A 13533-nucleotide genomic window follows, 5' to 3' on the forward strand; every position below is an offset into this window, starting at 1 on the left:
CAAGTGGAATTTGGATGCGGCGCATATGAGACAAATGCGCCACAGCGTCATGAGCAGCGCAGGTCTAGAACGGCCATTCGAAATCGCGCGCGCCCCGCGTGGCCATCATCGAGGCGATCTCGTTGCGTGCCATCGGGTGATGGTAGTGAAATCCCTGCACCAACAAGATCCCCGCCTCGCGGACCATGTTCAGTTCGGTCAATGTCTCGACGCCTTCGGCCACGGCGAGCACCTTTAGCTCGTTTGCCAAAGTGGCCACCGCACGCAAGATCGCGCGGCCCGTGACCGGATTGTCCTGCCCCAAAAGCGAGCGGTCAAGTTTGAGAAAATTCGACGGATATTGCGGCAGATAGGACAAAGACGAATAGCCCGAGCCGAAATCATCCACCGCAAGCTTGATCCCGCTGTTGCGGATTTTGAGAAGGTTGGCCAAGACCGTTCTGTTCCGCTCCAGAAGCTGGCTTTCGGTGATCTCGATGCACAATCTCTCGGGCGGACATCCGGCCCGCTCCAATGCGGCGACGATCCGTTTGAAATAGTCGGGATCATTGAGCTCGAAGGCCGTGGCATTGACCGAGACATAGCTTTGCCCTGGCCAGTCGAGCGCCGCAGTGACAGCACGTTCGAGGATATAGTCGCCCAATTCGGTTTGTTTGCCCGAGGCGCGCGCCGCATCGACGATAGCGGCGGGAGAGACGGGACCAAAATCGGCATGGTTCCAGCGCAGCAACGCCTCGCAGCCGACGATTTTCTCGTCGGCAATGCAGACGATAGGTTGAAAGCGCACAGTCAATTCGCCGCGGTCCAAGGCCGCAGGCAGATCGGCGGTGATGCGGCGCTGTTGAAACACCTGCGCGCCCAACTCTTCGTCATAATATTCAAGCCGCGCCTTGCCTTTGTTCTTGGCCGAATAAAGCGCGCGGTCGGCCCATTGTTCGAGCGTGCCGATGGAGTAGGTGCTGCGCGATTGGATCACCGCGCCGATCGAGCAGCTTTTGCGAATTGTAATCTGGTCATAGTTGAAGGAGGCGCCGAGACGTTGGCAGACCTTCTGCGCCAGATTGCGCGCCTGCGCTTCGCTGACAAAATAGCCGAACAATTGGAATTCGTCGCCGCCCTTGCGCCCGATCACGCAAGAGCTGCCCGCAACTTCGGTCAGGTTGCGCGCGACCTCGACCAACAAGGCATCCCCAGCGCGGTGGCCATAGGTGTCGTTGACCGCCTTGAGATTATCGGCGTCGATGTAAAGAAACATTGCCGTCATTGCCGTCATCGGCGCATCCGGATCATGAAGCTCCACCCGCGTGGACGCGGTGAGGGCGTTAAAGGGTTGGTCTGCAACAGAACCGAGGGCAGGACGAATGCGGCCATGACGGCGGTCGATTTCCTCTTGCGCGCGGGCAATGAAACCGGCGGCATTCCACAATCCGGTCAAGGCGTCACGGGTGGCGAGGAACTGGATCTTCTCGTGATCGCGCACGGCTTCTGTGATGTCACGCACGAAGCCTTCGAAAGGTGCGCGCGAGGCATCGCCGATATCGCTGCGGCTGCCGTAGATCGCCAGATGGCGCTCGCCGCCGCTGGGGGAATGGATTTTGAGCCGGAATTCGAAATGCGGAAGGTCCGGCCCGTTCGACGCCGTGATCCGGCTCAGCGCCTCTTGGCTTTTTGGATCATTGCTGTGCGCGCCGCATTCGGTCAGAACTTCGCCCAAACGGCGGCCGAGCAGGGCGCTTTGCTTGAGCCCGAGCGCCGCGGCAAAGCCGCTTGAGGCATGGCTGAGCCGCAGGTGCGCATCGCTGCGCCACAGCCAACACGTGCCCGTCGCCTCGATGTCATTCATCAACAAAGAGATCACATCGCGCTGCGCGGCGGCCTGCTCATGGCCGATCCGTTCGGCGATGAATTGCGTGGAATGGCGCACGATGGAATCGAGCAGTAGGATGTAAAACGTAATCGAAACAATGATGTAATAGCCCCAAAGCGGGTTTCCCATGATCACATGGGTCAGCAGCACTGGCGCCAGCAAGAGCAGGCCATAGCTGATGGCGGCCAGAGGGATCGAGTAGAGCACCCAAGCGCCCCCCGCCACAAGCCCCGCCGCCAAAGCCCCCAAAAAGGCGATCTCTTGCGGCGTCGCGTGGTAGAGCACGACCACCATCCCCACGCTCCACAGCATTGCGTAGGCGGTGCTCGACAAAATCACAACGCCGGTGGAATGGGCCGAGGCCAGTTTCCCGCGCCCCAAGGCGCGTTTGCTGCGCGCGACGCGATAGGCGCTGATCCAGTTGGTCAGGAGCGCCATCATCACAGAGGCCCAGATGAAGATGAAATACTGCCCGCGCGGATTGGTCAGCTCCAGCGCGATCAAACAGCCGATACAGGCCAGATTCGCCGTGACCATCGCAGGGGTCAGCGCCAGCACCATGTCGATTTGGGCGCGCCGGACCGTCGCCATCAACAGATCGGTCGGCTGGTAATTGGCCGCAACCGCGCCGCGCCAACGCAGGGTCGCCAAGGTCAGCCGGTCAGAGGCCTGCCCAATCCGTGTAATCAGCGACAGATGCGCCATCTGTTCCCCATTCCCTAATCATTAACAAACTCGCGACCGAGCATTAACATACCATTAACACATGAGGGAAAATCTATGTGGGCGCATTGATATGCGCGGCTGCTATGCGCTGTCGTTCAATGCGTCGATGATTGCCGAGAAATCACCGCTTTTCAAGCTGGCACCGCCGACCAATGCGCCGTCGACATTGCTCACCGCGAAAATATCGGCGGCGTTGTCCGGTTTGACCGACCCGCCATAAAGCAGGCGCACAGAGCGGCCCACACCCGCCCCGAAACGGCGCTCGAGCTGGGTGCGGATAAAATCGTGGACCTCGCCGATCTGATCAAGGCTGGGCACCAATCCGGTGCCGATGGCCCAAATCGGCTCATAGGCGATGACAAGGTTCTCGCCGGTGGCCGTGTCGGGCACAGAGGCGGACAATTGCCCGCCGATGATTTCAAGCGTATTGGCCGCCTCGCGCTGCTCAAGGCTCTCGCCAAGGCAAATGACGCACATCAACCCCGCCGCATTGGCCGCCAATGCTTTGGCGCGCACATCCTCGCTGCTCTCTTCGTGGTCCTCACGCCGTTCCGAGTGGCCCAAAATCACCGCGCCTGCGCCTGCATCCTTGAGCATCATGGCTGAAATGTCGCCCGTATGGGCGCCGCTTTGGCCGCTGTGGCAATCCTGCCCGCCAATGGAAATCGCACCGCTGCGCGCGCATGCCTCGGCGACGAGCGTCGCAGGCGGGCAAAGCAGGATATCAACCTCGGGCGCCTCATATCGGGACGCCAGCGCATCCAATTCGGCCAGATCGGCGCGCAGACCGTTCATTTTCCAGTTGCCCGCTGCCAGTTTTCGCCGCATTGCCCGCTCCTTTGTTGGTTTGCGCCCATCCTGCGCAGCCGTGCCAGACAGTCAAGAGCCCTTTGCCGCCCGCAGGCTTTGCATCCATGCCGCCAGCCGTTATGCAGGCCCGGACCCCTTGCGCCCCCCAGCGCAACGGTCAAGCACGACTGCCAGACACCGCAGCCAGACACGACAGCCAAACAGGACCGCCGATGATCCCCGAAATCGATATGCAAAAACTTCTAGCGCGTGATCCGCAAACCATGGCGCAATTGCGCATCGGCGCGGAGCAAAGCGGGTTTTTGACCCTGCATAACACCGCGATAACCCCTGCGCGCATCCGTGACGTGATCGATGCCTATCGCGGATTTTTCCACCAAGAGGCGGCGCTGAAGGAGCCGGTAAATATGGCCCGCACAGGGGCCAATCGCGGCTGGGGCGCGGGCGGCGCAGAGCAGGTCGATCCCATGGCCAATCCCGATTACAAAGAGGTCTTTGATTGCGGCTTCGAGCTGCCCGAGGGCGACCCTTTGGCTGCGCGCGGGTTTGGCGTTTATGCGCCCAACCTGTGGCCCGAGGGGATGGAGGGTTTTCGCAGCACCATCCAATCCTATTACGCACAGGCGCTTGAGGTGTGCCGCGATCTTTTGCGCGCCATCGCCGAGGCAATCGGCAAGGATGCGGGCTATTTCGACGATAAATTCACCCGCCCCATGGCGCTTTTGCGCGGCAATTTCTACCCCGCGCGCCCTGATTGGGCCGGAGACAAGGACTTCGGCATCGCCGCCCATACCGATTACGGCTGCGTCACGCTTTTGGCCTCGGACGGCGTTCCGGGGCTGGAGGTGCTGGGCGGTGATGGCAGATGGCAGGCGGTGACCGCCGAGCCGGGACGTTTCGTGATCAATTTTGGCGAGATGCTGGAAATGTGGACCGGCGGGGCGGTCAAGGCCACCCTACACCGCGTGCGCGGCTCCAAGGCCGAGCGGATTTCCGTGCCGATGTTCTTTAACCCCAACTGGGATGCGGATGTCGGGCCAGCGGGAGGCGCGCCGGTGCTGGCGGGGGCGCATCTGGCGAGACGTTTTGGCGAGACATATGTGCATCTCAAAGGCTGAGCGGAGCGCGGATCCGGTCCGCTTGGGTCATGCCGTCAGCCGCTCGGTAGCACTCCCGCAGCGCGATAGCTCTCGATGGCACTGTCGAATATCGAGATATCATTGCGGCTGCGCGCGAGAAGCTGTGCGCCTGTGACGGCGGCAAATATGGCTTGTGCCTGTTGCGCGGCGGTCAGTTGAGCACCAGACGCTGCGGGGGCGGGCGGGCTGGAGGACGGGCCCGCATCTCGAAGTGTGCGTTCCAGCCATTCCAAGTTCACGGTGGCAAAAATTTGCACCTCGGCCCTGAGCGCGGCGGGCAGGGCATCATATTCTGCGGACATGAAGCTACACAGGCACATGCGATTGTCGTGCTCGAGCGCATGGCGAAACAGGGAGGGATACCAGCGTAGACGGTCCTTCGGGTCCGGCAGCGCCTCGGTTTTTCTGTCCAAAATTTTTTTCGTATCCTGCCAATACCGTTTCGCCACGGCGAGGCCAAGATCTGCCTTGCTGGGAAAATGATAGTGGATGCTGGCGGATTTTATGCCGACCTGTTTGGCAATATCTCGAAAGTTCAGGCCCGCATAGCCATGGGCCTGCGCACTCGCTTTGGCTGCGTCGAGGATGCTGTCTTTGGTGGTGTTGGTCACGGCCTTGTCCTTGTGCTGCGCTCTCGGATACCTGCCAAGTGATAGATAGGGATTGACAGGCAAAACACAACCGGTAAGAAATGCCTATCAAGTGATAGATAGGCGAGGCAGGGCGATGGCGCAGCAGGGTTTGAAGATATACGACTGGCACACCGGCCCCTATCCTGCGCGCGTGCGCATGGCCCTGATCGAAAAGGGGCTGCAACGCGATGTCACCTTTGTTTCGGTCGATCTGCGCAAGGGGGAGCACAAGAAACCCGCCTTTTTGGCCAAGAATTATTCGGGGACATTGCCGGTTCTGGAAACCGCTGACGGCACATTGATCGCGGAATGCACCGCGATTACCGCATATCTGGACGCGCTACGCGGGGCGCCGGTTCTGACCGGAGAAGGCGCGCTGGAGCGCGGGTTGATCCATATGATGAACAAGCGTGCCGAGATCGAGTTGCTCGACCCGATCAGCGTCTATTTCCATCACGCAACCTCCGGCCTTGGTCCTGCGGTCGAGCTTTATCAGAACGCCGAGTGGGGCCTGCGGCAGCGCGACAAAGCAATTGCGGCCATGCATTATTTTGACGAGCTTCTCGCGGCGCGCCGCTTTGTTGCGGTGGACCGGTTTTCAATGGCTGACATCACCGTTCTGGCTGGTCTCATCTTTGCCGATCTGGTGGGCGTGGCGATTCCCGAGACATGTCGGGCGCTGCACATGTGGCGCGAACGGATGGGCGCGCGGCCCAGTGTTTCGGGCTGGATGGAGCTGTCGCGGTCAAAGTGAGCGGTGGCGGTCAATGCGCTTAGCGCTCGGCTTGCGGCCGTGCCAGTTTGCGGGCCTTTTGCGCGCGTTTGCGGATCGCCGCATCACGGGCGGGGGCGAGGGACAGGCGCGCCCATTGCATCGCCTCGTCAGGATCATCCATCGCGCTGTCGGGCAGGGACATCAGCGAGGCCGCCTCGCGCGGGCCGCTCCCTCGCATATAGGAAAAGGGCCGCGATCCGGCGGCGTCGAATTGCGCGCGGGTGCTGTCGTCGGATTTCATCCACACTGTGCCGCCCAAAATCGCGGCAAACATCACGTCGCCCTCGACATAAAGCGCCGTGCCCGAAAACATCCGCCCTGTCGAAATCGGCCCCAAACCGGCGAAGAGATCGCGGATATGGGCCAAAAGCGCGGGGTCGGTGGCCATGGGCGATCCTTAGGCGCTTTGGCCGTCTTGATCCGCGAATTTGATCGACTCGCCGCAGCCGCAGGCCTCGGTCACATTGGGATTGTTGAAATGGAAACCGGATTCGAGCAGCGAAGTTTTGTAATCGATCTGCGTGCCGAAAAGGAACATCTGCGCCATCGGGGCAATCATCACCCGCGCGCCGTCCTGTTCGACAACCTCGTCCATCGGATCAACATCCGCGACATATTCCATGGTGTATTCCATGCCCGCACAGCCGCCTTTCTTGACGCCGATGCGCAGCCCCTTGGAGCCGTCTTTCTTCATCAGCTTCATGATCTGCGACGCCGCCGCGGGGGTCATGGAGACTGCTTGTTTTCCTGGAATGCCGAACATGGTCATCGTCCTTTTCGCTTCCCCCTACTTAGGGCAGCGCGCGGCCAATCTCAATGGGCGGCAAGAGGCCCAAGAGCGCAAAACTGCCGTAAGAGACCAAAATCGCCCATAAAAAGGAAGCCAAAGTGCCGATGATCACATATTCGGCAGCTTTTTGTTCCTTGGAGGCCTCGTAGCGCATGACCGATTTGGCCGCGATCAAAAAGCCGACACTGGCGATTTGTCCGGCCAGTATCAGCACATAGATCAGCCCCCGTTCCAGCACCCCGATGATCGTCCCGCCCGAAGGCAGCCCGCCCGAGGTAAACCCGTCGGCAAAGGGCGTCATCAATTTGCCCACCGCAAAGCCGCCCGCGCGGATGGCATAGATCGCGCCGCCGCTGGCCACCATCACATGCAATATGACCGGCGCGGGCAGGGCGGGTTGATTGGCCCAAATCCCGTTGGCCCAAAGCTCTGGCGCGTAAAAGGCCAGCGCGGCAACCACTGCCAGATGCGCCGCCTGATCGGTCAGATAGGCCGTCGCCGTATCGGGCAGGGCGTAGGTCTTGATCGCATCCACCCCGAGGTGCAGCCCGCCAAGGAGCAGCAATTCCCATGCCATGACCGACCCGATGGCCACCTGCGCCGTGGCGATGACGATCGCGGTGTGAAGCAAAAGCACGAGCGGCTTGCCTTTGTTGGCGACCATCCAGCCGGTTTGAAACACATAATCGGCCAGCACATGGGCAAACAGCAGCGCGGCAAGGGTCTCAAACATAGCGGTCATCCGTTTCAAGCAGTGTGAGCGCATAGCGTAGCCGCTCGCATTTCGCGCCGTCCAGAGCCTTGGTCGCGGCTTGGCGCGATTTGCCAAGCCTCTCGCCGATCTCGGTGAAATTCGGCTCCTGATGCGGGTGCAGCGCGTGATAGATCGCCGCAGATTGCGCAGCGGTCCAATCGTCGCTGAGCGTGGCGGCCAGAACCGCCGCGCCATTCAAAGCGCCCGCGCCGCCGTGCAAAAATGCGATAGATTGGCTTTTGGTTAAGGTCTGGGCGCGGCCCGATTGCACAAAAGGGGCCTCGGTGGCGGCGTTGAGATCATTTGGGACGGGGACACGCACCGCGCCTTCGCCGATCCCGATTGTTGTATCAAAAGACGTGCCCAGCGCCTTGAGCGCGGCGCGAAACACCAAGGCACAGCGCAGGCCCAGCGCGGGCGGGGTGATCACCACCTGCCACCCATCGCCCCTGTGGCGGGTCAAGCGCAGCGGCGCGTCGGTCCAATCCGCGATCATTGCGGCGCAGCGCTCCAGCGCTTCATAGGCGCGCTGATGCTCCACCGCGCTCAATCGGGTCGAATTGACGATGTCGCCGGTCAGGACGGTGATGATGTTTTGCTGCTCTGTCATGTCGCAACCATTATGGGGTGCGATTGCAAAAATGCAACCCTTTTCGGTTGCCTTGTGCGTGCATCCGTTTTGGGATGCCAAATGCAAAACGCACCCTCAAAAGGGTGCGCTCTCTCTCACATAAAGCCCAGTTCCAACCGCGCTTCGTCGCTCATCATCTCCATGCCCCAAGGCGGCTCCCAGACCAATTCGACATCGACCTGTTTGACACCGTCCAGCGGTTCAATCGCATCGGCCAGCCATCCGGGCATCTCGCCCGCCACAGGGCATCCGGGGGCGGTGAGGGTCATGATCAGGCGCACTTCGTTTTCGTCATTGATATCAATGGTGTAGATCAAGCCAAGGTCATAAATGTTGACCGGAATTTCGGGGTCATAAACCGACCGGCAGGCCTCGACCACCGCATCATAAAGCGCGTGATCGGTGCTGGAGGGGGCAATAAGGGGCGTGCCTTCCATCGGGGCGGTATCGGTCATGTCTGTCTCACCTGCGTTATCCTGAGCAAACATATAGGGATTGGACGGGGGAAGGTCCAGAGGCGGATGTGGGGGGGGGCTATTCTACCGGCCCGCCCCCTCACTCACTCATTCACATCCCCCTCGATCCGCTTCACATCGCGGCCCTTCATGCGAAAGCGTTGGCGCAGGGCGATCCATGCGGCCAGTGACAGGGCCGCAAAAATCGTGGCCAGAACCGGCGCGGTGAGCGTGGCGGGGATCAGGCTCAAAGCCAAGAGCAGCAGCCCCGTCAGCGCCGCGCCGATGGCGAAGCCGAGAAAAATGAACCCTGGTGCGAGGACCTCCAATATCCCCAGCACCAGCGCCGCCGCGATCCATACCAGCCAGTTGGCCAAAATCCCTGCTGTCACTCCCACCATCATTTGCCTCCCTTGAGCATCTTGAACGCGTCCCCGAAGGCCTCCAATGCGGCGGAGGGCACGAGGATCGTTTGCTTGCCATCGCCCGCGCCCAGCGCGTTGAGCGCCTCGACCTGTTTGAGCGCCACCTGATATTGCGCCGCCTCGATGCCGTTTTCGGCAATGGCCTTTGCCACCACGCCCGTAGCATAGGCTTCGGCGTCGGCTTGGATGCGGCGGGCCTTGGCGATTTGCTCGGCGGCGTAAAGCTCGGCGTCGGCCGACAGTTCCACCGCGCGCTTTTTGCCCTCGGCCTCGGTCACCTGCGCGCGCCGCGCCCGTTCGGCATTCAGCTGTTGCAACATCGCCGAGCGGGTGGCTTGGTCGAGGTTCACATCCAGAAGTTCGGCGCGGGTCACTTCGATGCCCCAATCGTCAACCACCGCGAACAATTGTTCCTTGATCGTCGAGGTCAGGGTCGAGCGGTTCGATTGCACCTGATCCAGCTCCATCTTGCCGATTTCCGAGCGCACGATCCCCGCCACGGTGGTCGAGATCGCCGCATCCACATCGCGGATCCGGTAGACGGTTTTTTCGGGTTCGATGATGCGGTAGAACACCGAGGTTTCGACCTGCACCGACACGTTGTCGAGGGTGATCGCATCCTGCGCCATGGTCGGCAATTGCCGCTCGAGGATCGACACGCGATGGGCGATTTTGTCCAAGAACGGCACGATCAAATTGATCCCCGGCCCAAGCACCGAATGCAGACGGCCAAAGCGTTCGACCACAAATTTTTGCGCCTGCGGGACGATGTGGACGCTTTTGAGGATTGTCGCAATGATCAAAACCGCCAAAAGCAGCCAGACAAAGTTGCTCGCCAAAAGGTCTAAAAGGATATCTTCGGTCATCATCTGTCCTCGTTACTTGTGTATGCTATGGTATACATGTGGGTGTTTTCCCGCCATTCGCAAGAGGTCATGCCGCCGGTTCGGCCCAAATGATCGGCGCGGGGTCTGCCGTTGGTTTGGCACATATCCTGCCACGGCAGGGGTCAGGCCAAAAGCCCTTTGATATGTGCCAAGACCTCTTTTGCCTCGCGCGTGAACACGGCGGCGACAAAGACATGCGGCGCGCCCTCATAAAGGTGCAAGGTCACATTGGCCCCCGCCGCGCGGCCGGTTTCGGCAAAGGCGACGGCATCAGGGGCGACCATATCGAGCGAGCCTTGATAGATATGGATCGGCGGCAGGCCCAGCGCCGTGCCAAAGGCGGGGCTGAGGTGCGGCAGGGTCGGATCGGCATCGCCCGCCCACCATTGCCCGCAGGTGCGCGCCGCCTCCAGCCCCAGCATTGGGTCGCGCGCCTCGATCGCGGCGCCCAAGGGATTGGCGCAGGTGATATCGAGCCATGGCGCAAAAAGCAGCATCTGCGCGGGCATCGGGCGCCCCGCATCGCGCGCTGTCATCATCGCCCCCAAGGCCAGCCCCGCGCCGGAGCTGTCGCCGCCAATCACAATCGTCGCCGGATCGATGTTTTGCAGCAACTGGTCGTAGAGCGCGGCCATCATGGCATGGGCGGGGCGGTGGTCATGTTCGGGCGCGCGCGCATAGAGCGGCAAAATGATCCGCGCGCCTGTCGCCTCCATCAAGGCGGCGATCCATGTCCAATGGGCAGGGCGCATTTCATTGGTATAGGCCCCGCCGTGCAAATAGATCAGGGTCCAGCGCGAGCGCCCCTCATGGGGCGTCAGCGTCAAGACCCGTTGCCCTTCGACCTTGCGCTCGTCCACCGTGCAGCGCGCGGCGAGCTTTTTGGGCATGGGCGGCGGCTCGGAACGGGTTCGGTTCTGGCGCACCGCAAGATATTTTTGCGGATCGCGCATGGGCTTTCCCCCAAAGCGGATCAGCGCGATTGCCGCGCGCATGGCAAAGCTGGCCATTGTCGTCTCCCTCCTGATATGCGGCCTCTTTTGCGGGCCGCTTATGTATGGATGGCGTTGAGCATGCTTGGGCAGGGCGCTCTCACGCAAGCTTTACGCTGCATCACCTTACGTCAATCTCGCCATGGTAAGACGCTGTTGCGCACAGGGCGCGGCGCCAATGGTATTTGCCGCGCCGCGGTGCTATCAGCGCGCCAAAGCGGCGCGCGATCCCGCGCCGCCGCGCCCTACACGATATTCACTGCCAAACCACCAGAGGCCTCCGATGACTGACCGCCAAACCTCCGACCATGTTGCCTTCTCGCTTTTGGCCAAAAGCGGCAAGGCGCGGCGCGGCGTGATCACCACCCCGCGCGGCGAGATCCGCACGCCCGCCTTTATGCCCGTCGGCACGGCGGCCACGGTCAAGGCGATGATGCCGGAATCGGTGCGCGCCACGGGGGCGGATATTCTTTTGGGCAATACCTATCATTTGATGCTGCGCCCCACGGCAGAGCGGATCGACCGTTTGGGCGGTTTGCACAGGTTCATGAACTGGGACCGTCCGATCCTGACCGACAGCGGCGGGTTTCAGGTGATGAGCCTCGCCGGATTGCGCAGGCTGACCGAGAAGGGCGTGACCTTCAAATCCCATATCGACGGCTCTAAACATGAACTGACCCCCGAACGCTCGATGGAAATCCAGCGCCTGCTCGGCTCGGACATTGTGATGTGTTTTGACGAATGCCCCGCATTGCCCGCCACCGACGCCGAAGTGGCCAAATCCATGCGCATGTCGATGCGGTGGGCGCAGCGGTCCAAAGACGCCTTTGGCGATCGTCCGGGCCATGCGCTTTTCGGGATCATGCAAGGCGGGGTGACGCCCGATCTGCGCGAGGAAAGCGCAAAGGCGCTGCGCGAGATCGGCTTTGACGGCTATGCCATCGGCGGGTTGGCCGTGGGCGAGGGGCAAGAGGCGATGTTCGGCGTGCTCGACTATGCCGCCGATATGCTGCCCGAGGACAAACCGCGCTATCTGATGGGGGTGGGCAAGCCCGACGATATCGTCGGCGCGGTCAAACGCGGGGTCGATATGATGGATTGCGTCTTGCCCTCGCGCTCGGGGCGCACGGGGCAGGTCTTTACCCGCCGCGGCGTGGTCAACATCAAGAACGCCCGCCATGCCGGCGACCCGCGCCCCTTGGACGAGGCCTGCACATGCCCCGCCTGCGCGAACTACAGCCGCGCCTATCTGCACCATGTGTTCCGCGCGCAAGAGATGATTTCGGGGATGCTTCTGACATGGCACAACCTGCATTATTTCCAAGAGATCATGCAGGGCATGCGCGATGCGATCGAGGTCGATGCCTTTGAGGCATGGGAGGCGGAATTTCACGCGGGCCGCGCGATGGGCGATATTGACCCGCTTTAGGGTCGGGTGATGTTGGGGTAGGTCGTGGCCGTCTTAACTATTGTTAACAAACAAAAAATAATGAACCGTTAGAACATAATTAACCAAGCCTCCCCTAATACCGGAAGGGCCGATTGCCATTCGCAACGGACCAGACCGGATCATGAGAGGCCCCAATGTTGAAACGCTCCCTGCGCTCTTCCCTTTTGTCGTTTACCTTCACCGCGCTGGCCGCGCTCGGCCTCGGCCAATCTGCCAACGCGATCACTGTCACCGCCGACGGGTCGGGACAGGCCTTGCCTGGCGATTGCACCTTCGCCTGCACCCTGCGCTATCAACAAATCTATGCCTCCGACATTTTCTCCGAACCGGTGACCATCGAGCGGATCGATTTTCTCGCCTCAAACGGGGATTTTTGGGGCCGCGATGCGCTCTATGAAGCGCGGTTCAGTGTCGTGGCCAATGGGGTGAATAACCTCAGCGGCGATCTGGATGCCAATGTCGGCAATAACGAGGCCCGTTTCGAATTGCGTCGTTTCACCGGTTCGGTTCAGCCGGATGATTTCTTCGGCTTTGCTGGCAGTTATGAGTACGACCCGCAGCAGGGCGATTTGCTGGTCGATATCGTGCGCGTTGGCGGGCTCTCGGGCGGGCCCGAGGTCTATTACAACACGGCGTCAAACACCGGAAACGAATATTCGCGCGCCTATTCTTTCACCAGCCTGAGCTCCGGCAACGCGGGGCCGCTTTATGGAAATGTGACGCGGTTCACGGTCACACCTCTACCGGTCGAGAGCGCCCCGACCGTGCCATTGCCCGCAAGCCTGCCGCTTCTGGCAATCGGAGTGGCGAGCCTGCACCTGCTGCGCCGCCGCAAGACGAAGCCGGTCGCTGGTTAATCCGGCCTGTGTGCGGATCACACGGCGGCCCGATACCGATCCGCCGGCCGTGTGACCGGTTCACAATCCGGCCTCATTCGCGTCTCAATCACGCAAGATAGACCGACAGGGGCGAGGGGGCATCAAGGCGGCCTGGGGGCCATGAAATCCTGCTCCGAATCGCTTCTCGGCGCTGCTAGTCCATGCGCGGCAGCGATAGCGAGCGCCACATTTTGCCACAATTTACGCGACAATCCTCCTCGAGACGGCGCATTTTATGAATATTTGAAACAAAAATGTGCAAATGCCACATTTGAGCCGCATTTCGGAGTCGCGCAGTTGTTAACTTTAGGTTAATCTCAGC

15 protein-coding genes are annotated in these 13533 nt (G+C 61.0%); 4 read left to right on the plus strand and 11 right to left on the minus strand.

All coding sequences use genetic code 11. The features are described 5' to 3' along the window. Nucleotides 1-64 precede the first annotated feature (64 nt). Both ABWV64_RS00265 and tpiA read right to left on the minus strand, forming a co-directional pair. On the minus strand, nt 65-2572 hold the full coding sequence (locus ABWV64_RS00265) for a putative bifunctional diguanylate cyclase/phosphodiesterase (protein ID WP_353342253.1): 2508 nt from the start codon (nt 2570-2572) through the stop codon (nt 65-67). A 102-nt stretch (nt 2573-2674) separates the two neighbouring features. After that, a complete protein-coding gene (tpiA, locus tag ABWV64_RS00270) occupies nt 2675-3421 on the minus strand; it encodes a triose-phosphate isomerase (RefSeq protein ID WP_353342255.1) in 747 nt (248 codons plus the stop codon). A 194-nt stretch (nt 3422-3615) separates the two neighbouring features. Here tpiA and ABWV64_RS00275 point away from each other — a divergent pair, with 194 nt between their 5' ends. Beyond that, complete coding sequence (locus tag ABWV64_RS00275; RefSeq protein ID WP_353342256.1) at nt 3616-4521, plus strand: isopenicillin N synthase family dioxygenase; 906 nt, start codon at nt 3616-3618, stop codon at nt 4519-4521. A gap of 35 nt (nt 4522-4556) precedes the next feature. Here ABWV64_RS00275 and ABWV64_RS00280 read toward each other — a convergent pair whose 3' ends face one another. Beyond that, nucleotides 4557-5153, minus strand: coding sequence for a TetR/AcrR family transcriptional regulator (locus tag ABWV64_RS00280; protein ID WP_353342257.1), 597 nt, complete (start codon nt 5151-5153; stop codon nt 4557-4559). 130 nt (nt 5154-5283) lie between these two features. Here ABWV64_RS00280 and ABWV64_RS00285 point away from each other — a divergent pair, with 130 nt between their 5' ends. Beyond that, nucleotides 5284-5928: a glutathione S-transferase gene (locus ABWV64_RS00285; RefSeq protein ID WP_353342258.1), complete on the plus strand. Its 645-nt coding sequence runs from the start codon at nt 5284-5286 to the stop codon at nt 5926-5928. Between the two features lie 19 nt (nt 5929-5947). On the opposite strand, the gene ABWV64_RS00290 is transcribed toward ABWV64_RS00285, so the two are convergent. From ABWV64_RS00290 to ABWV64_RS00325, 8 genes are all read right to left on the minus strand, one after another. Then, nucleotides 5948-6337 carry a TfoX/Sxy family protein gene (locus tag ABWV64_RS00290; RefSeq protein WP_353342259.1) on the minus strand — a complete coding sequence of 130 codons (390 nt, stop codon included), beginning with the start codon at nt 6335-6337 and terminating at the stop codon, nt 5948-5950. 9 nt (nt 6338-6346) lie between these two features. Further along, nucleotides 6347-6712, minus strand: a complete 366-nt coding sequence (locus tag ABWV64_RS00295) for a HesB/IscA family protein (protein WP_353342260.1) — start codon at nt 6710-6712, stop codon at nt 6347-6349. Between the two features lie 28 nt (nt 6713-6740). Further along, the gene (locus ABWV64_RS00300) at nt 6741-7472 is read right to left on the minus strand and encodes a DUF3307 domain-containing protein (RefSeq protein WP_353342261.1); all 732 of its coding nucleotides are present in this window, start codon (nt 7470-7472) and stop codon (nt 6741-6743) included. Then, complete coding sequence (locus ABWV64_RS00305) at nt 7465-8103, minus strand: hypothetical protein (RefSeq protein WP_353342262.1); 639 nt, start codon at nt 8101-8103, stop codon at nt 7465-7467. The genes ABWV64_RS00300 and ABWV64_RS00305 overlap by 8 nt, the downstream gene beginning before the upstream one ends. 116 nt (nt 8104-8219) lie before the next feature. Continuing rightward, complete coding sequence (locus tag ABWV64_RS00310; protein WP_353342263.1) at nt 8220-8579, minus strand: SUF system Fe-S cluster assembly protein; 360 nt, start codon at nt 8577-8579, stop codon at nt 8220-8222. A 104-nt stretch (nt 8580-8683) separates the two neighbouring features. After that, a complete protein-coding gene (locus ABWV64_RS00315; RefSeq protein ID WP_353342264.1) occupies nt 8684-8980 on the minus strand; it encodes an NfeD family protein in 297 nt (98 codons plus the stop codon). Beyond that, nucleotides 8980-9870: an SPFH domain-containing protein gene (locus ABWV64_RS00320; protein ID WP_353342265.1), complete on the minus strand. Its 891-nt coding sequence runs from the start codon at nt 9868-9870 to the stop codon at nt 8980-8982. The genes ABWV64_RS00315 and ABWV64_RS00320 overlap by 1 nt, the downstream gene beginning before the upstream one ends. A gap of 143 nt (nt 9871-10013) precedes the next feature. Beyond that, entirely contained in the window at nt 10014-10901 is an 888-nt protein-coding gene (locus tag ABWV64_RS00325) for an alpha/beta hydrolase fold domain-containing protein (RefSeq protein ID WP_353342266.1), read from the minus strand. A gap of 265 nt (nt 10902-11166) precedes the next feature. Between ABWV64_RS00325 and tgt the strand changes: the two genes are divergently transcribed. Next, entirely contained in the window at nt 11167-12312 is a 1146-nt protein-coding gene (tgt, locus tag ABWV64_RS00330; protein ID WP_353342267.1) for a tRNA guanosine(34) transglycosylase Tgt, read from the plus strand. Between the two features lie 155 nt (nt 12313-12467). Further along, nucleotides 12468-13190: a VPLPA-CTERM sorting domain-containing protein gene (locus ABWV64_RS00335; RefSeq protein WP_353342268.1), complete on the plus strand. Its 723-nt coding sequence runs from the start codon at nt 12468-12470 to the stop codon at nt 13188-13190. Nucleotides 13191-13533 lie beyond the last annotated feature (343 nt).

It is taken from the genome of Litorivita sp. NS0012-18 (assembly GCF_040371945.1).
Classification (GTDB): domain Bacteria; phylum Pseudomonadota; class Alphaproteobacteria; order Rhodobacterales; family Rhodobacteraceae; genus Litorivita.